The organism is Thioalkalivibrio sp. XN279, from assembly GCF_011089885.1.
Taxonomy (GTDB): Bacteria; Pseudomonadota; Gammaproteobacteria; order Steroidobacterales; family XN24; genus XN24.
This window is the reverse complement of record NZ_JAANBD010000027.1, coordinates 202,445-226,980: the sequence shown is the minus strand read 5'-3', so window position 1 is coordinate 226,980 and position 24,536 is coordinate 202,445. Positions and strand designations below refer to the sequence as shown.

The following is a 24,536-nucleotide window of genomic DNA, read 5'->3' as shown; positions in this document are numbered from 1 at the left end:
CTATGTGTGGCGAGCATTCCGTCCAGGGGGTCCCGATGGGACAGGTTCGGAGTGCGCACACATGGGGAAGCGCTTTAATCCCGTGGAGGGAACAATGAACTCTAAATGGACAATGGCAGCGACGATTGCGCTCGCTGCGTTTTTAGGCCTCGCCGGCTGTGAAGGCGATGACGGCGCCGACGGCGCACCTGGTGCCCCCGGCACGGTCGGTCCTCCGGGACCTGAAGGCCCTCCGGGCGAATCCGTAGTCACGCTGCCCTTGGAAAGCTGCGCGGTCTGCCACAGCGAGGGCTCCTTTGCCTCTGCGCCGGCGGCGCACGCCATTGATGGCGTGGTGTCGGTCAGCGACCAGGCCTTTGCGATTAGCGGGAACGACCTGGTGCTCAGCTTCAACGTCAAGATAGACGGCGAAAATGCCGCCGGTTTGACTGAGTACTACCTTACGGGCCGATTCGATGACATACCCCTTGGGTACGCATTCGACGGTGACGCCCGCGACCTCATCAGCGACGTTTCCACGATTGGTGGGGGTGGTGCCGATGGCAACTACACCATAACCATCGCAAACGGCGCTGTGGACTATGCAACCCCGCCTGTCACACCGACGCGGTTCTTCTTCGCGATCACGGATCCGGACCACGAAAGTCGCGCTATGGTGTGGCTCGACTATCCGTCGCCGCTGCCGGCGCACAACAGCGTCAGCGACCAGGCCTGCATCAACTGCCACGGCGAGAACGGTGAGGCCGGCCGGCTGGCGACGCACTACGCCGATCCGATGGGCGTGCAGCAGTGCGCAGTCTGCCATGTGCCGGGCGCATCCTACGGCGACTTGCCGTACGTCGTGCACGGGATTCACAACTCCCACAACTTCCCGGACGGCGTCTTCGGCCCGACGGGGCGTGGCACCACTTATGACGTGACCTACCCGACCTACATGACGAACTGCAGTGTTTGCCATGACATCGAGGGTGGGCTTACGGCAGTCAATGCCATGCCTGTCACGGGCGAGGGCTGCTTCACTTGCCACGGCGACATGGACGGCTTCGACTTCACCGGTCTGGAGTTCCACCTGCAGATCGCGGACCCGGCGGAGGCCGATTGCGGCCAGTGCCATAACGGCTCGCTCGCGGGTGCTACGGTTGCTGCCTACCATAACGGTCTGTCTACTGGAAACAGCGGCCTGATCTGGAACGGTGCGGACGTCTCCGTGACCGAGGCCGAGCGGTTCACCTGGCAGATCACCGGCATCGTCGATGACGGTACCGACGTGGCCATCACCTGGACGGCGACCTACGACGGCAATGGCGTCAACCCGTGCAACGCCACCGTGGCTGTGGGTGCCCCGGTGTTCCATGTGCCCGGCGGCGGCAGCGGCGGCGGCTTCAGCATGCTGCGCAGCTACGCCCAGGGTGATGACTTCATCATCGGCACGGCTTCCGCACCCGGCCAGGCGGCAGCGGTTAACCTGACTGCCGACAACACGACCTGCACCGGCAATGTCGCTACCACTATCATCCCCGCGGATGACGTGGACGCCGAGGTCGGTCGCGTGGCCATCCAGGGCAAGCCCGGTGTGGTCAGCCCCGCCAGCGCCACGGCGCTGCTGCGCGTCCGGGTCCCGACCCCGACGTTCGACTGGGTGCTCGGCACGGATGACGCGGCGCCTGCGCGTCGCGCCGTGGTCGACACCGGCGAGTGCCTGAAGTGCCATGTGGGTTCGCTCTACCAGCACGGCGGCAACCGCGTCGATAACGTCGACATGTGCCTCCTCTGCCACAACTCTGCCTCCAGCGAACAGAACGTTCGCGTCGGCATGGGCGTCGATGCCTCCGAGGCGTATGACGGCAAGGCTGGCGAGACCTTCGAAATGAAGACGATGCTGCATCGTGTTCACTCCGCAGGCGACGTGGGTCCCGCTTACGTGATCTACCGTAACCGCGGTATCTACGCCTGGGCGCCGGACGAGTCCTTCCTGCCGGCCACCTGGCCGGGCACGGGTCCGCAGATCGTCTTCGGCTCCGACAACGTTGAGCAGAACCACACCTTCCATGCGCCGACGTATCCGCGGGCACTCAACGCCTGCTATGCGTGCCACGTGGAAGGCTTCGAGGTGCTGCCTGACCAGGCGGAAGCGATGGCCACCACCGTGGACAGCGGCGAGGACTTCGCGGGCCAGATCGACGACACGCTCCAGGGCGCGCAGACGACGGCTTGCATCACTTGCCACACCGACGGTGCGACGAGGGGTCATGCGTTCCAGAACAGCTGGGTCCCGCAGGTATTCCCTGAGGGTCGCCAGACGATCATCGACGCAGCGCAGTAACAATCGGACCAAGGGGTGGGCCTTCGGGCCCACCCCGACGACCGAAAAGAAGAAAGACATTAAGGCCGGGAGAGTGATCTCCCGGCCTTTTTCTTTGTCCCCTGCATGCAGTCGCTCGCCTTGCCACGGCGCGTGGGACTATGATGCGGCCCGACTGAGGATCGCTCGAGCCCGCTATGAGCCACGCCCGCTCCACCACCGTCGTCGGCGCCAACACCCTCGCTTCGCGCGTGCTGGGTTTCGCCCGGGACGTGGTGTTCGCGCGCCTGTTCGGGGCGGGGGCGGGCATGGACGTGTTCGTCGTCGCCTTCCAGATCCCCAATTTCTTGCGCCGCCTGTTCGCCGAGGGCGCCTTCTCGCAGGCCTTCGTGCCGGTGCTCAGCGAGTACAAGGCGCAACGCAGCCATGCGGAGGTCAAGGAACTGGCCGACCGGGTCACGGGCACGCTAGGCGTCGCGCTGTTTTTCATCACCCTGGTCGGCGTCATCGCCAGCCCGCTGTTCATTATGCTTTTCGCGCCCGGCTACCTGCAGGAGCCGGAAAAGCTGGCGCTCGGCAGCGAGATGCTGCGGCTGACCTTTCCCTACCTGTTCTTCATTTCGCTGACGGCGCTGGCGGGGGGCATCCTGAATACTTACGGCCGCTTCGGCGTGCCGGCTTTCACCCCCGTGTTCCTCAACCTGGTGCTGATCGCGGCGGCGCTCTGGCTGGCGCCGATGTTCGAGCGGCCCATCGTCGGCGTGGCGGTGGGCGTGCTGATTGCGGGCGTGGTGCAGCTGGCGTTCCAGCTGCCTTTCCTGCGGGCCCTGAAACTGCTGCCCCGGCCCCGGTGGGGCTGGAAGCATCCCGGCGTGCGCCAGATCGGCCGGCTCATGCTGCCTGCGATCCTCGGTTCCTCGGTGGCGCAGATCAACCTCATCGTCGATCGCGTCATTGCCTCGTTCCTGGTGACCGGGAGCATCAGCTGGCTGTATTACTCGGACCGCCTGTTGGAGTTTCCCCTCGGCATTTTCGCCATCGCGCTGGCGACCGTGATCCTGCCGGGCCTGTCGCGCCGACATGCCGAGAAGTCCATGGCCGAGTTCTCGGCCACCCTCGACTGGGCGCTCAAGCTCGTCGTGGTCATCGCCCTGCCGGCCGCGGTGGGATTGTTCATGCTGGCCGGGCCGATGCTGGCGACGCTGTTCCAGTACGGCGAGTTCACCCCCTTCGACGTGCGCATGGCCAGCCTGAGCCTGATGGCCTACGCGCTGGCGCTGATCGGCTTCACCCTGGTGAAGGTGCTTTCGCCGGGTTATTTCAGCCGCCAGGACATCAAGACCCCGGTGCGCATCAGCATCCGCGCCATGCTGCTCAACATCGTCCTCAACATGCTCATCGTGGTGCCGATGTACGTGTACCAGGTGCCCGGCGCCCACGCTGGCCTCGCCGCCGCCACCGGACTGTCGGCCGTTTACAACGCCACCGCCCTGTACCGCGGGCTGCGCCGGGCGGAGGTCTATGCCCCCGGTTCGGGGTGGGCGCCGCTGTTGGCGCGGGTGCTGTTCGCCAACCTGGTCATGGGCCTGGGGTTGTGGGTCCTGGCCGGCCCGCTGGACGCCTGGCTGGACGCGGCCTGGCACGAGCGTGGCCTGCGCCTGGCGGGCGTCATTTTCCTCGGGCTGGGGGCCTACCTGGCGGCCCTGCTGCTGGCCGGTCTGCGCCCGCGCCACCTGCGCAGCGCGACGGGCGCGCCTTCGCCGCCGCATTCCGTATAATCCGGTGTCTTTGGGCCCGCCTCGCGTGCCGACACCGGAAACCGCCTTGGAACTGATACGCGGCAAACACAACCTGCGTCCGGAGCACCGGGGCTCGGCCGTCACCATCGGCAACTTCGACGGCCTGCACCTGGGGCACCGGGCGGTGCTCGGCGGCCTCATCGAGGCCGCGCGCGCGCGCGCGCTACCCACGGTGGTGATGAGCTTCGAGCCGACGCCGCGGGAATACTTCATGGGCGCCGCGGCGCCGCCGCGCCTGGCGCGCTTCCGCGAGAAGTACCTGGCGCTCACGGCGCAGGGCGTGGACCGGCTGTTCTGCGCGCGCTTCGACGCCGCCATGGCTGCGCTGTCCCCCGAGGACTTCATCCGCGAGTACCTTGTGGCAGGCCTCGGTACGCGCTACCTGGTGATCGGCGACGATTTCCGTTTCGGTCGCAATCGCGCCGGCGACTTCGGCACCCTGCGGGCCGCGGGCGAGCGTTACGGTTTCGAGGTCGCGGACACGCCCACGCGCACGGTCGACGGCATGCGTGTCAGCAGCACCGCGGTGCGCCAAGCCCTCGCCGCGGGCGATCTCGGGCTCGCGACGCGGCTGCTCGGACGGCATTATGGGATGAGCGGGCGGGTGATCGAGGGCCGCAAGCAGGGTCGCCACCTGGGCTTTCCCACCGCGAACCTGCGTCCGGGGCGGCGCGTGTTGCCGGTGACCGGGGTGTTTGCGGTGCTGGTGCGTGGCCTGGGGCAGCACCCCTGGCCGGCGGTGGCCAACCTGGGTATCCGCCCGACGGTGGACGGCACCGAGCCCCTGCTCGAGGTGCACCTGTTCGATTTCAGCGGCGACCTGTACGGGCGCCGCATCACGGTGGATTTCGTGGCGCGGCTGCGGGACGAGCAGCGCTTCGAGGACCTGGACGCACTGGCGGCACAGATGCGGCGCGACGCAGACCAGGCGCGACGCATCCTGGCGGACTCGGGGCATGAGCCCGGTTCATCAGCGCGCGGGCCATTAACAGAGGAACGACACGGTGGCTGATTACAAGGACACGCTGAACCTGCCGCAGACGGACTTCCCGATGCGCGCGGGGCTGGCGCAGCGCGAGCCCGGCATGCTGGCGGACTGGGAGGCGCGCGACCTCTACGGCAAGATCCGCGCCGCGGCGCAGGGGCGCCCGGCCTTCCTGCTGCCGGACGGCCCGCCCTACGCCAACGGCGACATTCATCTCGGCCATTGCGTCAACAAGGTGCTGAAGGACATCGTCATCCGCTCCCGCACCCTGGACGGCTACGACGCGCCCTACATCCCGGGCTGGGACTGCCACGGCCTGCCCATCGAGCTGGTGGTGGAACGCGAGCACGGCCCGGTGGGCAAGACACTGCAGCCGCGCGAGTTTCGCGACGCCTGCCGCAAGTTCGCCCGCGCGCAGGTGGACGGCCAGCGCAAGGACTTCCGCCGCCTCGGCATCCTCGGCGACTGGGAGCGGCCGTATCTCACCATGGACCCCGGCTACGAGGCGGAGCAGCTGCGCGCCTTCGCGCGCATCTTCGCCAACGGGCACGTGTACAAGGGCTTCAAGCCCGTGCACTGGTGCCTGGATTGCGGCTCGGCCCTGGCCGAGGCCGAAGTCGAGTACGCCGACAAGAAGTCGCCCGCCATCGACGCGCGCTTCCGGGTGCTGGACGAGGCGGCGCTGCTGGCGGCCTTCGGCGGCGATGCCGCGAGCAACACAGAGGGGCCGGTGTCGATCCCCATCTGGACCACGACACCCTGGACCCTGCCGGCGAACCAGGCCGTGGCGCTGCATCCGGAGCTCGAGTACGCGCTGGTCAGCTTCACGGGCGCGGCCGGCCCCGAGCGCATCGTGGTGGCACGCGACCTGCTGGCCCAGGCGACGCGTCGCTGGGGCGTGGAGCATTTCGAGGAGCTTGCGGTGTGCCGCGGCGCCGCGCTGGAGGGCTTGCTGCTGCAGCATCCCTTCCTCGAGCGCGAGGTGCCGGTGATCCTCGGCGAGCATGTCACCATCGAGGCCGGCACCGGCGCGGTGCACACGGCGCCCGGGCACGGCCACGAGGACTTCGTTGTCGGCCAGCGCTACGAACTGGCGGTGGAGAACCCGGTCGGCGACGATGGCCGCTTCAAGCCGGGCACGGAATTTGTCGCCGGCAAGAACGTGTTCGAAGCCAACCCGTTGATCGTGGCGCTGCTCGAAGAACGCGGCGCGCTGCTGCACCACGAGTCCATGCAGCACAGCTATCCGCACTGCTGGCGCCACAAGACGCCGCTCATCTTCCGTGCCACGCCGCAGTGGTTCGTGAGCATGGATCGCGAGGGCCTGCGCAGGAATGCGCTCGAAGCCATCGGCGGCGTGCAGTGGATGCCGGGCTGGGGCGAGAACCGCATCCGTGCCATGGTCGAGGGGCGCCCGGACTGGTGCATCTCGCGCCAGCGCAGCTGGGGCGTGCCCATCGCGCTGTTCGTCGATCGCGAGACCGGCGAGCCGCATCCGGAGTCGGTGCGGTTGCTGGGCGAGGTGGCGGACCGGGTCGAGCGCGAGGGCATCGATGCCTGGTGGGAGCTCGATCCGGCCGAGCTGCTCGGCGATGAGGCGGCGCGCTACCAGAAGGTGCGCGACATCATGGACGTGTGGGTCGACTCGGGCCTGATGCACCACTGCCTCAGCGCCACGCGCGAGGAGGTGGGCTTCCCCGCCGAGCTCTACCTCGAGGGCTCCGACCAGCACCGCGGCTGGTTCCAGAGCTCGCTGCTGACCTCGGTGGCGATGCACGGCGTCGCGCCCTACCGCGCGGTCCTGACCCACGGCTTCACCGTGGACGAGAAGGGCCGCAAGATGTCCAAGAGCCTGGGCAACGTGGTGGCGCCGCAGAAGGTGCTGAACAGCCTGGGCGCCGACATCCTGCGGCTGTGGGTGGCGGCGACGGACTACCGCGGCGAGATCAGCGTCTCCGAAGAAATTCTCAAGCGCATGTCGGATTCTTATCGCCGCATGCGCAACACCGCGCGCTTCCTGCTCGGCAACCTGGCCGGCTTCGACCCGGCGACGCAGCAGGTGGCCGCGGACGAAATGATCGCGCTGGACCGCTGGGCCGTCGCGCGCGCAGCGGCCCTGCAGCAGGAGGTGCTGAAGGCCTACCGCGACTACGAGTTCCACCACATCTACCAGAAGGTGCACAACTTCTGCGTGCTCGACATGGGCGGTTTCTATCTCGACGTGCTCAAGGACCGCCTCTACACCACGCCGCGCGACAGCCATGCGCGGCGCTCGGCGCAGACGGCGATGTACCACGTCATCGAGGCGATGGTGCGCTGGCTGGCCCCGGTGCTGGCGTTCACCTCGGAGGAGATCTGGGCCAGCCTGCCCGGCGCGCGGCCCGAGTCGGTGCTGCTCGCCACCTGGCACGAGCTGCCGTCGGTGCCGATGCGTGACGACGACCCGGACTGGGAGCTGGTGCACGAGGTGCGCGACGCCGTCGCGCGCGAACTGGAGGTGTTGCGCAACGCCGCCAAGATCGGCGGCTCGCTGGACGCCGAGCTGGTGCTGTATGCGGAGGCGGAGCTCGCCGAGACACTGCGGCGTCCGGGCGATGAATTGCGCTTCCTGTTCCTGACCTCGGAGGCACGGGTGGAGGCGCTGGAATCCCGCCCCGCCGAAGCGGTGGCGCTGGAGGGCTTCGACGGCCGGCTGTACGCGCTCGCGGCGCCGACCGCGCATGCCAAGTGCGCGCGTTGCTGGCATCGGCGCGAGGACGTCGGCGTGGAGCCGGCGCACCCTGAGATCTGTGGGCGCTGCGCCACCAACGTGGCGGGCGCGGGCGAGCAGAGGCGCTGGGCATGAACGAGGCGCAGCTCAAGGCAGGGCAGGGCGCTGGTGCGCTGCGGTGGCTGTGGCTTTCGGTCGTGATCGTCGCGGCGGACCAGGTCACGAAGTGGCTGGTGACACAGAACCTCGCGCTCTACGAGCGCATTGAGCTGCTGCCGGTCCTCGGTCTCACCCACCTGCACAACACCGGCGCCGCGTTCAGCTTCCTCGCCGACGCGGGCGGGTGGCAACGCTGGTTCTTCATCGCCATCGCCGTGCTGGTGACGGTGCTGGTCTGCTTCTGGCTGAGCCGCATGCCGGCGCGCGGCCAGGGCTGGCTCGCCGCTGCCCTGGCGCTGGTGGTCGGTGGCGCGGTCGGCAACGTCATTGATCGCGTCGCGCACGGCTACGTCATCGATTTCATCAGCGTGCACTGGGAGCGGTCGTTTTTTCCTGCATTCAACGTCGCCGATTCCGCCATCACGGTCGGTGCCGCGATTCTCATCATCGACAGCTTTTACGAGAGCCGCCGGAAACAAAAAGTGATCTAGGCGGTCAACATTTTCTTTCACCGGAGATCCGGCATGAGATTCCTGATACCTCTCGTCCTCGCTTTCACCATCGCAGCGCCCGCACAGGCTGCCGAGGACACGCGCCTGCTGCGCTTCCCCGACGTCTGGGGCGGGCAGGTGGCTTTCGTCTACGGCGGCGACATCTACACCGTGTCCACGGCCGGTGGGGTGGCGCAGCGCCTGACCTCGGACGAGGGACAAGAGCTGTATCCCAAGTTCTCGCCGGACGGCGAGTGGATCGCGTTCTCCGCCGAGTACACCGGCACCCGTCAGGTGTGGGTGATGCCGGCGGCCGGCGGCACGCCCCGCCAGCTCACCTTTTACACCGACGTCGGCCCGATGCCGCCGCGCGGCGGCACGGATTACCGCATCCTCGACTGGACGCCGGACGGGCAGCACGTGCTGGTGCGCGCCAACCGTACGCCCCATGGCGAGCGCGACGGCGTGCCCATTCTGGTGCCCTTCGCCGGCGGCATGGAACAGCCGCTGGGCCCGCCGGAGACGGGCGGCGGCATGCTCTCCGCCGACGGCAACACCTATGTCTACACGCCCATCGACCGCGAGTTCCGCACCTGGAAGCGGCATCGCGGCGGGCGCGCGCAGGACGTCTGGACCTACGACCTGGTGAACGATACCTCGCGCCGGCTCACCGACTTCGTCGGCACCGACCACCAGCCGCTGTGGGTCGACGGCCGCATCTACTTCGTCTCCGACCGCGACTTCACCCTCAACCTGTTTGCCATGGACATGGACGGCGGTAACGTCACCAAGGTCACGACCTTCGACGAGTTCGACGTGCTGTGGCCGAGCTCCGACCGCAGTCGCATCGTGTTCGAGAACGGCGGCTACATCTGGCTGCACGACCCGGCCACGGCGCAGACCACCCGCATCCCCATCCAGGTCACCGGCGACCGGCCCCATGCGCTGCCGGCCTTCAAGAACGTCAGCGACAACATCGAGAGCTTCGACATCGCCCCGCAGGGCGAGCGCGCCGTGTTCGGTGCGCGCGGCGAGATCTTCACCGTGCCGGCCCAGCATGGCGAGATCCGTAACATTTCCCGCACGCCCGCGGCGCGCGAGATCAGCGTGGCCTGGTCCCCGGACGGCCGCTGGATCTCCTACCTGTCCGACGCCACCGGGGAGTACGAACTGTACGTGCGACCGCAGGATGGCGGCGGCGAGCCGAAGCAGGTCACGAAGGACGGCCAGGTGTGGCGCTTCCCGCCCGTGTGGGCGCCGGATTCCAAGAAGCTGGCCTTTGCCGACAGCGACAACCGCCTCAGCATCGTCGAGGTGGAGAGCGGCCGGGTGCGCGTGGTCGACACGACCCGTTTCACCAACAACGCCTTCCGCAACCTGACCCAGTACACCTGGTCGCCGGACAGCGCCTGGCTGGCCTATACGAAGGTGAACGAGAGCTTCAACAGCTCCATCTGGGTCTATTCGCTGGCCTCGGGCGAGGCCACGCAGCTCACCACGGATGCCACCAACGAGCAGAGCCCGGCCTTCGATCCCAAGGGCCGCTACCTGTACTTCACTTCGACGCGCGACTGGAACCTGGTGTTCTCCAGCTACGAGTTCAACTATCTCTACAACAACGCCACGCGCCTCTATGCCGCCACGCTGGCGGCCGACGGCCCGGCGCTGAACCGGCCGCGCAGCGACGAGGTCACCCCGGTCGCGGCGGACAAGGAAGAGAGCAAGGACGAGGACAAGGACAAGAAGGGCAAGCCGGAGCCGGTTCGGTTCGACCTCGCCGGGTTCAACGAGCGCGTCACGGTGCTCGACGCGCCGGCCGCGAATTACGTCGGCCTCACTGCCAACGAGGGCGGCCTGTTCTTTATTTCCGCCCAGCAGGGCAATGGCAACGAGCTGCGTTACTACGACCTGGAGAAGCGCGAAGCGCAGAAGGTCCTCGACGGCGTCACCGGCTACGCGCTCTCGGCCGACGGCAAGAAGCTGCTCTGGCGGCAGCGCGACAAGTTCGGCATTGCGGACGCCAAGCCCGAGGTGGACGCGGGCAAGACGGCCCTGAAGCTGGAGGGCATGGAGATGCTCGTCGACCCGCGGGTCGAGTGGCAGCAGATGTACGTCGACGGCTGGCGCATCCTGCGCGACTGGTTCTGGGATCCCGGCCATCACGGCCAGGACTGGGAGGCCATCCGCGACCGTTACGCGCCGCTCGTCGACCACGTGGCGCACCGCGCCGATCTCGACTACATCTTCGGCGAGCTGGGCGGCGAGCTGAACGCCGGGCACATCTACGTCAACAGCAGCCCCGGCACGCCGGGCGCCGAGCGCAAGCCCGGCGGCCTGCTGGGGGCGCACATCGAGCCGCACGAGTCGGGCTATTTCCGCATCGCTCGGATCTTCCCCGGCGAGAACTGGCACGACTACTACCGTTCGCCGCTCACCGAGGCCGGCGTCAACGCCAGCGCAGGCGATTTCATCCTCGCCGTCGACGGCGTCAGCACGCAGGGCGTGGACAACTTCTACCGCCTGTTGCAGAACAAGGGTGACCGCGTGGTCGAGCTCACGCTCAACGACCGGGCGAGCGAGCGCGGCGCGCGCGTGGAGAAGGTGAAGACCGTGACCAGCGAGACGCCGCTGCGTTACCTCGAGTGGGTGACGCGCAATCGCGAGCGCGTGCACGAGCTGTCGGGCGGGCGCGTCGGCTACATCCACGTGCCCAACACGGCCGTGGAGGGCAACCGGGAGCTGTTCAAGGGCATGCTCGCCGAGGCCCGGCGCGATGCGCTGATCATCGACGACCGCTACAACGGCGGCGGCTTCATCCCGGACCGTATGATCGAGATGCTGGCGCGCACGCCGCTGAACTACTGGGTGTGGCGCGGCTTCGAACCGCAGCCGCGGCCGCTCTTGAGCCACGACGGGCCCAAGGCCATGCTCATCAACGGCCTCGCCAGCTCCGGCGGCGACGCCCTGCCGTATTACTTCCGCAAGCTGGAACTCGGGCCGCTGATCGGTACCCGCACCTGGGGCGGTCTGATCGGCATCAGCGGCAATCCGGGCCTGGCGGACGGCGGCAGCATCATCCCGGCGACCTTCCGCTTCCTCGACACCGAGGGCAACTGGGCGGTGGAGGACGAAGGCGTGGCGCCCGACATCGAGGTCATCGACCGCCCGGAGGCGATCGCCGCCGGGCGCGACCCGAGCCTGGAGAAGGCGGTCGAGGTGATGCTCGAGGCGCTGGAGGCGAACCCGCCGCGGCGCATCGAGACGCCCCCGGCGCCGACCGATTTCAGGTTCCGCTGATGAAGATCCTGCTTGCCAACCCCCGCGGCTTTTGCGCCGGCGTCGATCGCGCCATCGACATCGTCGAGCGCGCCCTGAAACTGTTCGGCGCGCCCATCTACGTGCGCCATGAAGTGGTGCACAACCGCTACGTGGTGGACCGGCTGCGCAACCTCGGCGCCGTGTTCGTGGACGAGCTGGACGAGGTGCCGGACGGCGCCACGGTCATCTTCAGCGCCCACGGCGTATCCAAGGCCGTGCAGGCCGAGGCGGCGCGGCGCGGGCTCGAGGTGTTCGACGCCACCTGCCCGCTGGTCACCAAGGTGCACATGGAGGTGTCGCGCTACGGCCGCGAGGGCCGCGAGGTGATCCTCATCGGCCACGCCGGCCACCCCGAGGTGGAAGGCACCATGGGCCAGTACGACCGCAGCCGCGGCGGGGACATCTACCTGGTGGAGAATCCGGAGGATGTAGACCGGCTCGAGGTGCGCGAGCCCGAAAAGCTCGCCTTCGTCACCCAGACCACGCTGTCCGTGGACGACACCGCGCGCGTGATCGAGGCGCTGAAGCGCCGCTTCCCGACCCTCACCAGCCCGCGCAAGGAAGACATCTGCTACGCCACGCAGAACCGGCAGGACGCGGTGAAGGACCTGGTGCAACACTGCGACGCCATCGTGGTGGTCGGGTCGCAGACCAGTTCGAACTCCAGCCGCCTGAAGGAGATCGCGCTCAAGTCAGGTATTCCGGGCTACATGGTCGACGGCGCGGACGACCTGCGCCAGGCCTGGTTCGAGGGCTGCGCCGCCGTCGGCGTCACGGCCGGCGCGTCGGCGCCGGAGATCCTGGTGCAGCAAGTGGTGGCACGCCTCAAGGAATGGGGCGGGGAAGTGCCCGAGGAGATCAAGGGCCGCGAGGAGCACGTGGTGTTCTCGTTGCCGAAGGTGCTCCGTTCCGCCTGAGACCGCGCCGCCGATCGCCTTTGCAGCGAGGTTCAGGGCCAGCAGGTCTCCGGCGCGGCCGGGGCCGAACCGCGCACGCCCAGCGCGTCGATGGTGAACAGGCGGCACGCCGCGTCCCCGGCCTGCGGTGATCCCGCGGCCGGCCGGGCGCTGGCGACGAAGGCGCTCTCGTCCGCGCGTTCGATGCGCAGCCGATACCAGCCCCGCTCGCTGGCGGCGAGGCCGAGTCCCACCGGCGGCGCCGGCCCGGCCTGGTCCGCATAACGCCCGTACACCATGCGATAGCGCTCCTGCGCGGCGGCGACCGCGTACAGCGCCTGGACCGCGTCGCTGCGCTGGGCGCGCAGCATCACGCCGCGCCAGGAAGGAATCGCCACTGCGGCCAGCAACGCGGCGATGGCGATGCAGGCGAGCAGCTCGACCAGCGTGAAGCCTTTGCTCACGGCGCCGGCTCCAGCTGCCGCCACCAGGTGGGTGCCGGCGTGCCGGGCAGTGCGCCCGTGACGGAGAAGCCTTGCGACAGCACCACCCGTGCCGCCGAGGCCCGGCCGATGCTGCGCGCCTCGAACACCCACTCGGTCGCGCCGCCGGTCGGGTCGACGCGGGCGCCGACGAGCTCGACCTGCGCCGTCCAGGATGCGCCCCCTGCCAGCGCCCCGTGTCCTTCCCACGTGGCCGTGGCCGACCAGCCCTGCGCGCGCAGGGCGGCGGCGAGCCCTGCCTCCGCAGCCGTACGCGCGCGTAACCCGGACAGCGCATGTTGCGCCATGGCCATCTCCAGCGCGGCCGAGCGCGCCAGCCCGCCGGCGAGCAGCACGCCGGCCGCGAGGAAGGCGAGCATGGCCACCAGGGCGCTGCCGCCGGCGCGAAGGAGGCGCCGGCGGTCAGTGCGGCGGCTCCTGCTGCGGGTCACGGCAGCGGCCCGTTGCGCAGGGGAACGGTGCGCGTCAGCACCAGCCCCGGCGCGTCGTGGCTGCGCAGGGTGAGGCGCACGGCCACTACCGGCGCGGTTGCCGTCTCGGGCGCCACGAAGGCGTCGGCCTGGCCGTGGCCGGGGTCGCCCGGCAGGTCGGCGTCCACGCCGAGCTCGATCTCCAGCGCCGCGATGCCGGGCATGATCTCCTCGTCGACCAGCCGTGGTCCGCGCTGCAGCGTCTTGCGGCGCAGCGCCGGACGGGACACATCGCCGATGGCGCGCGGGCTGACGTAATAGGCGCGCGCCACCAGGTCGCGTCCTTCGTACCCCGGTGGCAGCGCATCCGCGTCCGCGACCAGCCGCCCGCCCCAGAAGTCGGCCTGGACCTGCAGGCGTCCCGCTTCCGGCGCTGCAGTCCCTGTCTCGACGCGGCGCAGAACCAGCATGCCGCCGCGCGGGGGCGCGCCGGCATAAGGCGCGCACTCGAGCGGCCACCCCGAGGACCAGGCCTGCAGGGGCCGGTCGAGGTCGATGCTCCAGTCGGGTCCGCAGTCGCCGCTCACGGTCACCTCCAGCGGTATGGCGTCGCCGCGGCGCCCCTCGATCGTGGCCGCGTCCGGGACCAGCCCCCAGTAACCGGCATGCGCCAGCTCGTATTCGAGCAGGGCCAGCGCGATGCGCAGCGCATCCTGGGCATCGGCTGCGGCCGCGGAATCGAGCGAGAGTCGCAGCACCCGGGCGTGCAGGGTGGTCATGGACAGCGTGAGCAGCAGCGCCAGCGTCATGGCCACCAGCACCTCGACCAGGCTGAACCCCCGTGCGCAACGGCCTTTCATGGCACGATCTCCAGCTCGAGCTCGCGTGCCGCGCCGCCCGTCTCGATCCACTCCAGCCGCAACAGCAAGGATCCGGTGCTACCGGGTGCCAGTGTTGCGCCCGCCGCCGGCAGCGTCTCGCCCAGCACCTGGCGCCACCGCGCGAGCTCCAGGGCCGCGAGTTGTGCCGGGCTGCAACCGGGCTCGCATAGCGCGACGGCCGGCAGGCTGGTCCAGTCGACGCCCGGCAGCACCGCGATGCGCCCGGCGAGATCCGCGGCCAGCACCGCCGCCTGCTGCGCCCGCCTGGCCTCCAATGTCGTCGCGAAGCCCTCCAGCGCCAGGCCGAGGCTGCCCGTCACGGCCACCCCGAACACCGCGAGCGCGACCAGCGCCTCCGTCATGGCGAAACCGCGCGCCTTCATGGCGGGCACTCCAGCGAGCCGGACCCGTGTTCCAGCCGCGGGCGCCCGGTGGGCGAGATCACGATCGCTCGCGACGCGCTCGCGCCGCGCGGGTCGCACCATGCCAGCGTGCCGTTGGTGCTGCGCCGGTCCCGGGTCTCGAAGGTGAACGCATCGCGGTTGGCCAGCAGCGCGACCCGCGCATGGCGTACCCCGGGGCCGGTCCTCAGCGGCATGTCCGGCGCCGCGGCACCCGCCACCGTCCAGCCACGGCCCCATGCCTCGCGCCGCGGCAGGCAGGCGCCGCCGGCCCCGGCGGGGCAGAGCACGACCGCGCTGCCGCGACGCACGGCCTCGCTGCGTGCGTACCAGGCGGCACGCAACAGGCCCTCCATCGTCGCCGCCCGGGTGGCGTTGAGCCTCAGGCTCTCCAGGGCCGGCGTCGCCAGCGCGGCGAGCACGGCCAGCAGCGCGAGCGCCACCAGCAGTTCCATCAGCGTCAGTCCTTGCGCCTTTCTCACGGTCTCCCTCCGTGTCTCAAGGCTGCCGCTTTCGGCGCCCCCGGGGGAGGGGCGGAAACTGCGGCTTTCGCGCCGATATCCGCCCCGCTAAAGTGAGCGCAGCCACGGGAGAAGAAATTGAACAAGCGCAGCGACATCATCGTCATCGGCGCCGGCGCGGTCGGCATGCTGAGCGCGCGCAGGCTGGCACAGGCGGGGCACAAGGTCGTGCTGCTGGAGCGCGACCGAGCCGGCCGCGGCACGTCCCGCGCCGGCGGCGGCATCATGTCCCCGCTGGTGCCCTGGGAGGCGCCGGCGGCGGTGATGGACCTCGCCGCGCGCTCCTTGCCGATGCTGCCCCGGCTCGCCGAGCAGCTCATCCACTGGACCGGCATCGATCCCGAGTACCGCGCCACCGGGATGATCTACCTCGACTGCCCCGATCCCGAGGCGGCGCTGGCCTTCGCCCGCCGCACCGGACAACGCGCCGAAGTGCTGGATGCGGACCGGCTGGCGCGCGTGGCGCCCGCAGCCGCGCGGGGCGAGGGCCCCGCCGCCTGGCTGCCGGACATCGGCCAGATCCGTAATCCGCGCTTTCTTGATGCGCTGGTCGCCGACCTCGAGCGTGTCGGCGTCGAGCTCCTCGACCGCGCCGGCGAAGTGAAGCTGCAACCGGCCGGCAATGGCGTGACGGTCGAGGCCGGCCGCCACGGTCGCCTCGAGGCGGCCGAGGTGGTCATCGCGGCCGGTGCCTGGAGCGGGTCGCTGGTGGCGCCGCTGGGCCTGGAGTTGCCGCTGCGGCCGGTGCGCGGTCAGATCCTCTGGTACATGCTGCCGCGCCCGGTGCTCGGCCAGATGCTGATGCGGGCAGGCCGCTACGTGATCCCGCGCCAGGACGGCGTGGTACTCGTCGGCAGCACGCTGGAGGACGCCGGCTTCGACAACGCCACCACCGCGGAGGCGGCGCGCGAGCTGCAGGAGGCGGCGGCGGGGATGATGCCGCTGCTGGGCACGCTCGCGGTGCAGGGGCAGTGGGCCGGGCTGCGGCCCGGGTCGCCGGAGGGGGTGCCGATGATCGGGCGGGTGCCGGGTGTCGACGGGCTTTGGCTCAACACCGGGCACTTCCGCAACGGCGTCAACCTGGCGCCGGGGTCGGCCGAGCTGCTCGAAGCGTTGCTGGGCGGGGCGGAGCCGCCGCTGGACCCCGGTCCCTACGACCCGGCGCGGCATGTGGCACGCAAGGGCTGAGCTGAATATAATGCGGCTCATGCACGAGGTTCGGATGCCTATGAACACGCAGGAAAAAATCGCGTCCCGGCTGGCCCGGCACGGCGCCAAGCCCACCACGCAGCGACTCAAGCTGGCCGAGCTGGTGCTGTCGCGGCCGCAGCACGTGTCCGCGGAGCAGCTCCTGAAACGCGCGCGCTCGAGCGGCATTCGCGTCTCCAAGGCGACCGTGTACAACACCCTGAACCTGTTCGTGGAGTGCGGCCTGTTGCGCGAGCTGGTGGTCGACCGCGATCGCGTCTACTACGACTCCACGGTCCACGAGCACCATCACTTCTACAACGTCGACACGGGCGAGATGATCGATATCCCCGTGGAGTCCGTGTCTTTTGCCGGCGTGCCCAACGCGCCCGAGGGCATGGAGCGCGAGGGCGTGGACGTCATCATCCGGGTGCGCAGCCGCGCCTGAGCCGGCCCTGCGGCATTGCCGCTACGGCGGCCATCTCCTATACTTCGCCGCCTCGCGAAGGTCCCAGTGCCGGGGTAGCTCAGTCGGCAGAGCAGCTGATTCGTAATCAGCAGGTCGGTGGTTCGAATCCACTCTCCGGCACCATTCCATGGTCTTCCGTCCGGGCGCTACTTGCCCTTCTTGGCACGCTTCTCGGCGCGCTTTTCCTCCGGTGTCTTGGCCGGTTTCTTCTTCGTTTCCTTCTTCCGATCCATACCCTTGCTCATGGCCCTGCTCCTGTCGCGGAATCGAGCGCCGACTGGGTGACACCGGCCGTGCGCCCAAGCGGCCGGTACCCGATTCTAGAACCGCTTCACGGCAGCCACCAGTACCTCGGGGGTCGATGCCGTCGCTTTGTGGTACCTTCCGGCGTTCGTTTGGCTGCCGTCCCGGAACCCATGCTTCGTGTCGCTTTCTTATACGCGCTGGCCTGCCTTTCGCTCCTGCTCTCGGGCTGCTCTGACCCGGGGTCGGCGGGTCGTGAAGCGGCCGGGCAGACGAAGATCGGCGGCGAGTCCGGTCGCGAGCTGGCGGCACGCCAGGTGCTGCGCCGGGGCAACGGCGCCGAGCCGCAGTCGCTCGACCCGCACAAGAGCGAGGGCGTGCCCGAGTCCAACCTGCAGCGGGACCTGTTCGAAGGCCTGACCAACGACGACCCGGAGCTTGGCATCGTGCCGGGCGCGGCCCGCGCCTGGGAGATCAGCGCGGACGGCACGGTGTACGTTTTTCACATGCGGGAGAACGGCCGCTGGTCCAACGGCGACCCGGTCACGGCGCAGGATTTCGCGTACGGCCTGCGGCGCTCGGTGGATCCGGCGACGCTGTCGAACTACAGCATCATGCTGCGGCCGATCCTCAACGCCGAGAAGGTGATCGCCGGCGAGCTGCCGCCCGAGGCGCTGGGGGTGCGCGCCATCGACGACCTCACGCTGGAGATCCGCCTCGAGGCGCCGACGCCGTATTTCCTCGGCGTGCTGAATCATTCCTCCGCATACCCGGTGCACCGTCCGACCGTGGAGCGCTACGGCGGCCGCTGGGCGCGCCCCGGGCGGCTGGTCTCGAACGGCGCGTATCGTCTCAAGGACTGGGTGATGCAGTCGCACATCGTCATGGAGCGCAATCCTTACTACTGGGACAACGACAACACGACCATCGACGAAGTCTGGTTCTACCCCATCGAGAACCAGTCCACCGAGCTGCAACGCTATCGCGCCGACGCCCTCGACATGACCTACGACCTGCCTTTCCGGCAGCTCGGCTGGATCCGCGAGAACCTGCCCGACGAGCTGGTGATCAGCGAGTATCTCGGCGTGTACTACTACGGCCTCAATGTCACCCAGCCCCCTTTCAAGGACAACGTCGAGCTGCGCCGCGCGCTGAATCTCGCCGTGGATCGCGAGATCCTGACGCGGCAGGTGACCACGGCGGGCGAGATCCCGGCCTACGGTTATGTTCCACGGGCGGCGAACTACGAGCAGGTGGTGCCGGAATGGGCGGCCTGGACACAGGAGGAACGCGTGGCCGAGGCGCGGCGCCTGTACGAGGCGGCCGGCTACTCGCGCGACAACCCGCTCAAGGTGCAGATCCTCTACAACACCCATGAAAATCATCGCACCATCGCCGTGGCCATCGCCTCGATGTGGAAAGAGGCGCTGGGCATCGAAGTGGAGCTGGTGAACGAGGAGTGGAAGGTCTACCTGGAGACGCGGCGCACCAAGCAGACGACGCAGGTGTTCCGCGCCGGCTGGATTGCCGATTACAACGATGCCTACAACTTCCTCGAGATCCTGCATTCCCAGAGCGGGCTCAACGACCCGGGCTGGAACAACCCGCAATACGACGCGCTGCTCGAGGAAGCCGCGCGCGAGAACGACCTGGAGCGGCGCGCCGAGCTCATGCACCAGGCGGAGCAGCTGGTGATGGAGGACGTGCCGGTGATCCCGGTATATTTCTACGTCACCAAGCGGCTGGTGAAGCCGTGGGTCGGCAACTACCGGCCGCACGTGCAGGACTTCATCCAGACCAAGGACCTGGAGATCCTGAAGCACTGATGCAGAAGCGAAGCTACCGCAACATGCAGGCACTGCACGGAGGCCGCACCGCGTGATCCGCTACGCGCTGACGCGCTTTCTCGGCGCCATCCCCACGCTGCTGATCCTCGTGACGCTGGCCTTCTTCATGATCCGCGCGGCGCCGGGCGGGCCCTTCGATGCGGAGAAGGCGCTGCCGCCGGAGATCGAGGCCAACCTGCGCGCGGCCTACCACCTCGACGAGCCGCTGGTACAGCAGTTCGGCCGTTATGTGCTCAACCTCGCGCAGGGCGATTTCGGGCCTTCGTTCCAGTACAAGGACTACAGTGTCACCGAGCTCATCGCTGCCGGGTTCCCGGTGTCGCTCCGGCTCGGCGGCTCGGCCATGATCCTGGCGCTGCTGGTCGGCGTGACGGCAGGCACCATCGCGGCCCTGCGCCAGAACTCGCGCACCGACCATGCCGTCATGGCGGTCTCGATGACCGGCATCTCCATCCCCAACTTCGTCATGGCGCCTTTGCTGATCCTGCTGTTCGCCGTCACGCTCGGCTGGCTGCCCGCCGGCGGCATCGGCGACGGCAGCCTGCGCTATCTGGTGCTGCCGGTGATTTCTCTGGCCCTGCCGCAGATCGCCTATATCGCGCGCCTGACCCGCGGCAGCATGATCGAGGTGCTGCGCAGCAACTTCATCCGCACCGCGCGCGCCCAGGGACTGCCCGAGCGCACCGTCATCCTGCGCCACGCGCTCAAGCCGGTGCTGTTGCCGGTGGTGTCCTACCTCGGGCCGGCCACCGCGGCGGTGATCACCGGGTCGGTGGTGATCGAGCAGATCTTCGGCGTGCCCGGGCTGGGACGGTATTTCGTGCAGGGCGCGCTGAATCGAGACTACACGCTGGTGATGGGCGTGGTGGTGTTCTACGGCGCGCTGATCATCCTGTTCAACCTGCTGGTCGACCTGGTCTACGCCTGGCTCGACCCGAAGGTGAAGTACGCATGAGCGCCGTGCCGCCGCCCGCCGCCACGGCCGCCGCGCCGGTCCCGATCAAGGGCCGCAGCCTGTGGGTGGACGCGTGGAACGTGCTGCGCCGGAACCGCGCCGCGGTGGTGGCCGGCGCGCTGGTCCTGGCCATGGCGCTGCTGGTGATCGTCGGCCCCTGGCTCTCGCCCTGGGACTACGCCCAGACCGACTGGGACAACGTCTCCATCGGCCCCGACTGGGAGAGCCGGCATTTCTTCGGCACCGACGCGCTGGGGCGCGACCTGTTCGTGCGCACGCTCTACGGCGGCCGGATCTCGCTGCTGATCGGCGTGGTGGCGACACTGGTGAGCCTGCTCATCGGCATCAGCTGGGGCGCCACCGCGGGCTATCTCGGCGGCCGCGTCGACCACGTCATGATGCGCATCGTCGACATCCTCTACGCCATGCCCTTCATGTTCTTCGTCATCCTGCTGATGGTGTTCTTCGGCCGCAACATCCTGCTCATCTTCGTCGCCATCGGCGCCATCAACTGGCTCGACATGGCGCGCATCGTGCGCGGCCAGACGCTGTCGCTGAAGCACAAGGAGTTCATCGAGGCGGCCGAGGCGCAGGGCGTCTCCACCTTCAACATCATCCGCCGCCACATCGTGCCCAACCTGCTCGGCGTGGTGGTGGTGTACGTCACGCTCACCATCCCGCAGGTGATCCTGGTGGAAAGCTTCCTCAGCTTCCTCGGTCTCGGCGTGCAGGAACCGATGACGTCCTGGGGCGCGCTGGTCAACGAGGGCGCGCAGGAGATGGGCACGGCGCCGTGGATGCTGGTGTTCCCCGCGACCTTCCTCGCCCTCACCCTGTTCTGCTTCAATTTCGTCGGCGACGGCCTGCGCGACGCCCTCGACCCCAAGGACCGCTGATGGCGCTGCTCGAGGTCGAAAAGCTCAACGTCCGCTTCCACACGCCCGACGGCGAGGTGCACGCGGTGCGCGACCTCGGCTTCAGCCTGGACCCGGGCGAGACGCTGGGCATCGTCGGCGAGTCCGGTTCCGGCAAGAGCCAGTCCATGATGAGCCTGATCGGCCTGCTGGCCTCCAACGGCCGCGCCGAGGGCTCGGCGCGCTTCGACGGCACCGAGCTTATCGGCATGCCGCTGGCGGCGCTGCGCCGTATCCGCGGCCGGCGCATCGGCATGATCTTCCAGGACCCGATGACCTCGCTGAACCCCTACATGACGGTGTTCCAGCAGATGGCGCAGGTGTTGCAGCACCACGAGGGCATCGGCCACAAGGCGGCGCGCGCGCGCTGTATCGAGCTGCTCGACGCCGTGCACATCCCGGAAGCGAACAAGCGCGTGGACATGTACCCGCACGAGTTCTCCGGCGGCATGCGCCAGCGCGTGATGATCGCCTCGGCGATGCTGTGCCGGCCCGACCTGCTCATCGCCGACGAGCCCACCACGGCGCTCGACGTCACGGTGCAGGCGCAGATCCTGGAGCTGATGCGCGAGGTGCGGCGCGACTTCGGCACCGCCATCATCCTCATCACGCACGACCTCGGCGTGGTGGCAGGATTGTGCGACCGGGTGCTGGTGATGCACCAGGGCGAGGAGAAGGAGTCCGGCCACGTGGACGACATCTTCTACCGGCCGCAGCATCCGTATACGCGCGCGCTGCTGGCCGCGGTGCCGCGGCTCGACCGCGCCGAGATCCAGCGTCTTGCCGCGGTGGCGCCGGAGCAGGGCGAGGAACAGCCCGCCGCCGCCCCGGACGCCGAGCGCCTGCGTCGCGAGCCCGACCGCGCGGCGCAGCCGCTGCTGCAGGCCGATGAACTCAAGGTGCACTTCAAGCTGGCGCCGGAGACGCTGCTGGGCCGCACGCGCACCCTCAAGGCGGTGGACGGCGTCAGCCTGGCGCTGCATCCGGGCGAGACGCTCGGCGTGGTGGGCGAGTCGGGCTGCGGCAAGTCGACCCTGGCGCGCGCGGTGCTACGACTGGTACAGCCGACCGCGGGTCGGGTGACGTTGCTGGGCGAGGACATCACGCCGCTGGACAAGAAGGCCATGCGGCCACACCGGCGCGACATGCAGGTGATCTTCCAGGACCCGCTGGCCTCGCTGAACCCGCGCATGACCGTGGGCGACATCGTTGCCGAGCCGCTGCAGACGCATTTCCCGCGCATGGGCCGCGCGGAAGTGCGGCGCAAGGTGGACGCGATGCTGGAGCGGGTGGGGCTCGGGCCGGAGCACGTCAACCGCTACCCGCACGAGTTCTCGGGCGGGCAGTGCCAGCGCATCGGCATCGCGCGCGCCCTGGTGCTGGAGCCGAAGCTGGTCGTCTGCGATGAGCCGGTGAGCGCACTCGACGTCTCCATCCAGGCGCAGATCGTGAACCTGCTCATGGACCTGCAGGCCGAGATGAACCTGTCGCTGGTCTTCATCGCGCACGACCTCGCCGTGGTGCGCCACATCAGCCACCGCATCATGGTCATGTACCTCGGCCGCGTGGCGGAGATCGCCGACCGCGTCGCCCTCTACGAGCGGCCGCTGCACCCCTACACGCGCGCTCTCATCGCCGCCGTGCCGATCCCGGACCCGGAAAAGGAGCGCAACAAGGCGTTCGCGCCCCTCGAGGGCGACCTGCCGTCGCCGGTGAACCCGCCCTCGGGCTGCGCCTTCCGCACGCGCTGTCCCATCGCCGTGCCGCGCTGTGCTGCCGAGGTGCCGCCGCTGCGCCAGGTCGGCGACCACCTCGTGGCCTGCCACGAGGCGGAGCGGGCCATGGCCGACGCGAACCGCCAGGCGGGATGATGCGTCTGCCCCGCCTGCGTCGCGCGGTCGTCCTGTTTTTTCTTCTCTATGCCGCGGCCGCCACCTGGCCGGTCGCGCTGCTGGTGGCCGAGGGCGGCCCGCTGGTGCTCGGCCTGCCGCGTCCCATGGCCTGGGCCATCCTGTGGATCCTGCTCGGCTTTGCGGCGCTGCTGCTGCTCGATCATCTCGAGAGCCGCGGGGAAGGGGACTGATGGAGCGCTGGCACGGGGTCTCCCTGGTGGTGCTGGCTTACCTTGCCCTGACGCTGTTCATCGGCCTGCGTGCCGGGCGCAAGACGACGCACACGGTAACCGGCTTCGTCGCCGGCGACCGGGACTTCGGGCTGCTGGTGATGTATTTCGTCACCGGCGCGACCGTGTTCTCCGCTTTCGCCTTCCTCGGCGGACCGGGCTGGGCCTACTCCCGCGGCGCGGCGGCGTTCTACATCCTGTCCTACGGCGTGCTGGGCATCGCGCCCTGGTACTTCATCGGCCCGCGCGTGGCGCGCATCGGGCGCAGACTGGGCTACGTGACGCAGGCGCAATTCCTGGCCGGGCGCTTTCCTTCGCGCTTCCTCTCGCTGCTCATCGCCGTGCTCAGCGTGGTGGCGCTGGTGCCCTACGTCACGTTGCAGATCCGCGGCGCCGGCATCGTCATCGAGGTGGTCACGGACGGCCACGTGCCGCTGTGGGCCGGCGCCGCCGTGGCCTACGGCATCGTGCTGCTGTACGTGCTGGTCAGCGGCGTGCGCGGGGTCGGCTGGACCAACACCTTCCAGGGCATCTTCATGGTGGTGATGGCCTGGACCCTGGGCCTGTACCTGCCTTACGCGCTGTATGGCGGCGTCGGGCCGATGTTCGAGCAAATTCTCAGCGAGCGCCCGGAACTTCTTGAATTACCAGGCCTCATGAGCAGTGGCGCACCCTGGAGCTGGGGCGGCTACAGCAGCGCCATACTGGTCAGCGCCATCGGCCTCACGCTGTGGCCGCACCTGTTCATGAAAGCCTTCACGGCGCGCGACGAGCGCACCCTCAAGCGCACCATCGTGCTGTTCCCGACCTTCCAGCTATTCCTGGTGCCGGTGCTCCTGATCGGCTTCGCCGGGGTGCTGTACATGCCCGGCCTGGAGCGTCCCGATTTCATCCTGCCGCAGCTGGTGCTCGAGGTGCAGCTGCCGCTGCTGGTGGTGGGGCTGTTCTGCGCCGGCGCGCTCTCGGCCTCGATGTCGACCGGGGACGCGGTGCTGCACGCCACGGCGTCGGTGGCCGTAGAGGACGGCGTGCGGCCTTTCGTGGCGCTCAGCGACGCCACGCAGCGCCTGCTCATCCGCATCGGGGTGCTGCTGGCCGGCGCCGTGGCCTATTTCTTCGCCGTCACCGAGGGCACTTCGCTGGTCGTGCTGCTGCTGACGTCCTACGGCGTCATCGCCCAGCTGGCGCCGCCGGTGCTCGCGGCGCTGTACTGGCGCCGCGCGACCACGGCCGGCGTGCTCGCGGGCCTGGTCGCGGGCAGCCTGGCGACGCTGGTGTTCTTCTTCAACCCGGGCTTGCGTCCCTGGGACCTGCACGAGGGCATCCTCGGGCTGGTGGTGCACCTGCCGGTGCTGCTGGCGGTCTCGCTGCTGACCCGGCCGCAGCCGCGCAGCCACGTCGACGCCTTCGTCTTCCCCTGAG

20 protein-coding genes and 1 tRNA gene are annotated in these 24,536 nt (G+C 69.1%); 16 read left to right on the top strand and 5 right to left on the bottom strand.

Annotated features, from left to right (window positions below):
- The first annotated feature begins 94 nt into the window (after nt 1–94).
- The 7 genes from G8346_RS08000 to ispH all read left to right on the top strand — a co-directional run bounded on the left by G8346_RS08000 (nt 95) and on the right by ispH (nt 12,681).
- The gene (locus G8346_RS08000) at nt 95–2,323 is read left to right on the top strand and encodes a hypothetical protein (RefSeq protein WP_166049999.1); all 2,229 of its coding nucleotides are present in this window, start codon (nt 95–97) and stop codon (nt 2,321–2,323) included.
- Between the two features lie 176 nt (nt 2,324–2,499).
- Nucleotides 2,500–4,080, top strand: coding sequence for a murein biosynthesis integral membrane protein MurJ (gene murJ / locus G8346_RS07995; RefSeq protein WP_166049997.1), 1,581 nt, complete (start codon nt 2,500–2,502; stop codon nt 4,078–4,080).
- Nucleotides 4,081–4,126: 46 nt separating this feature from the next.
- A complete protein-coding gene (locus tag G8346_RS07990) occupies nt 4,127–5,113 on the top strand; it encodes a bifunctional riboflavin kinase/FAD synthetase (protein ID WP_166049994.1) in 987 nt (328 codons plus the stop codon).
- A complete protein-coding gene (ileS, locus tag G8346_RS07985) occupies nt 5,106–7,931 on the top strand; it encodes an isoleucine--tRNA ligase (protein WP_166049993.1) in 2,826 nt (941 codons plus the stop codon). The genes G8346_RS07990 and ileS overlap by 8 nt, the downstream gene beginning before the upstream one ends.
- On the top strand, nt 7,928–8,446 hold the full coding sequence (lspA, locus tag G8346_RS07980) for a signal peptidase II (protein WP_166049991.1): 519 nt from the start codon (nt 7,928–7,930) through the stop codon (nt 8,444–8,446). Before ileS ends, lspA begins: the two co-directional genes overlap by 4 nt.
- A 33-nt stretch (nt 8,447–8,479) precedes the next feature.
- Nucleotides 8,480–11,743 carry a S41 family peptidase gene (locus tag G8346_RS07975; protein WP_166049988.1) on the top strand — a complete coding sequence of 1,088 codons (3,264 nt, stop codon included), beginning with the start codon at nt 8,480–8,482 and terminating at the stop codon, nt 11,741–11,743.
- Nucleotides 11,743–12,681, top strand: a complete 939-nt coding sequence (ispH, locus tag G8346_RS07970; RefSeq protein ID WP_166049986.1) for a 4-hydroxy-3-methylbut-2-enyl diphosphate reductase — start codon at nt 11,743–11,745, stop codon at nt 12,679–12,681. The genes G8346_RS07975 and ispH overlap by 1 nt, the downstream gene beginning before the upstream one ends.
- 32 nt (nt 12,682–12,713) lie before the next feature.
- On the opposite strand, the gene G8346_RS07965 is transcribed toward ispH, so the two are convergent.
- From G8346_RS07965 to G8346_RS07945, 5 genes are read right to left on the bottom strand one after another with little or no spacing between them, the layout of a single operon-like run.
- Nucleotides 12,714–13,124, bottom strand: coding sequence for a type IV pilin protein (locus G8346_RS07965; protein ID WP_166049984.1), 411 nt, complete (start codon nt 13,122–13,124; stop codon nt 12,714–12,716).
- Nucleotides 13,121–13,594: a hypothetical protein gene (locus G8346_RS07960; RefSeq protein ID WP_166049982.1), complete on the bottom strand. Its 474-nt coding sequence runs from the start codon at nt 13,592–13,594 to the stop codon at nt 13,121–13,123. The genes G8346_RS07965 and G8346_RS07960 overlap by 4 nt, the downstream gene beginning before the upstream one ends.
- Entirely contained in the window at nt 13,591–14,433 is an 843-nt protein-coding gene (locus G8346_RS07955; RefSeq protein WP_166049980.1) for a prepilin-type N-terminal cleavage/methylation domain-containing protein, read from the bottom strand. The genes G8346_RS07960 and G8346_RS07955 overlap by 4 nt, the downstream gene beginning before the upstream one ends.
- Complete coding sequence (locus G8346_RS07950; protein WP_166049978.1) at nt 14,430–14,837, bottom strand: hypothetical protein; 408 nt, start codon at nt 14,835–14,837, stop codon at nt 14,430–14,432. The genes G8346_RS07955 and G8346_RS07950 overlap by 4 nt, the downstream gene beginning before the upstream one ends.
- Nucleotides 14,834–15,337: a GspH/FimT family pseudopilin gene (locus G8346_RS07945; RefSeq protein ID WP_166049976.1), complete on the bottom strand. Its 504-nt coding sequence runs from the start codon at nt 15,335–15,337 to the stop codon at nt 14,834–14,836. Before G8346_RS07945 ends, G8346_RS07950 begins: the two co-directional genes overlap by 4 nt.
- Before the next feature lie 117 nt (nt 15,338–15,454).
- On the opposite strand from G8346_RS07945, the gene thiO reads away from it, so the two are divergent.
- The 9 genes from thiO (at nt 15,455) to G8346_RS07900 (ending at nt 24,535) form a co-directional block, all read left to right on the top strand.
- Nucleotides 15,455–16,564, top strand: coding sequence for a glycine oxidase ThiO (gene thiO, locus G8346_RS07940; RefSeq protein ID WP_166049974.1), 1,110 nt, complete (start codon nt 15,455–15,457; stop codon nt 16,562–16,564).
- A gap of 34 nt (nt 16,565–16,598) precedes the next feature.
- Nucleotides 16,599–17,012 (top strand): Fur family transcriptional regulator, encoded by a 414-nt coding sequence (locus G8346_RS07935; RefSeq protein ID WP_166049971.1) that lies wholly within the window; start codon nt 16,599–16,601, stop codon nt 17,010–17,012.
- A 68-nt stretch (nt 17,013–17,080) separates the two neighbouring features.
- Nucleotides 17,081–17,156 (top strand) — tRNA-Thr (locus G8346_RS07930).
- A 293-nt stretch (nt 17,157–17,449) separates the two neighbouring features.
- Complete coding sequence (locus G8346_RS07925) at nt 17,450–19,102, top strand: peptide ABC transporter substrate-binding protein (RefSeq protein ID WP_166049969.1); 1,653 nt, start codon at nt 17,450–17,452, stop codon at nt 19,100–19,102.
- 52 nt (nt 19,103–19,154) lie between these two features.
- Entirely contained in the window at nt 19,155–20,078 is a 924-nt protein-coding gene (gene oppB, locus G8346_RS07920) for an oligopeptide ABC transporter permease OppB (protein ID WP_166049967.1), read from the top strand.
- The gene (locus tag G8346_RS07915; RefSeq protein ID WP_166049965.1) at nt 20,075–20,974 is read left to right on the top strand and encodes an ABC transporter permease subunit; all 900 of its coding nucleotides are present in this window, start codon (nt 20,075–20,077) and stop codon (nt 20,972–20,974) included. Before oppB ends, G8346_RS07915 begins: the two co-directional genes overlap by 4 nt.
- Nucleotides 20,974–22,863 carry an ABC transporter ATP-binding protein gene (locus G8346_RS15015; protein WP_166049963.1) on the top strand — a complete coding sequence of 630 codons (1,890 nt, stop codon included), beginning with the start codon at nt 20,974–20,976 and terminating at the stop codon, nt 22,861–22,863. Before G8346_RS07915 ends, G8346_RS15015 begins: the two co-directional genes overlap by 1 nt.
- On the top strand, nt 22,863–23,075 hold the full coding sequence (locus G8346_RS07905; protein ID WP_166049961.1) for a hypothetical protein: 213 nt from the start codon (nt 22,863–22,865) through the stop codon (nt 23,073–23,075). The genes G8346_RS15015 and G8346_RS07905 overlap by 1 nt, the downstream gene beginning before the upstream one ends.
- On the top strand, nt 23,075–24,535 hold the full coding sequence (locus G8346_RS07900; RefSeq protein WP_166049959.1) for a sodium:solute symporter: 1,461 nt from the start codon (nt 23,075–23,077) through the stop codon (nt 24,533–24,535). The genes G8346_RS07905 and G8346_RS07900 overlap by 1 nt, the downstream gene beginning before the upstream one ends.
- Nucleotide 24,536: the final 1 nt, after the last annotated feature.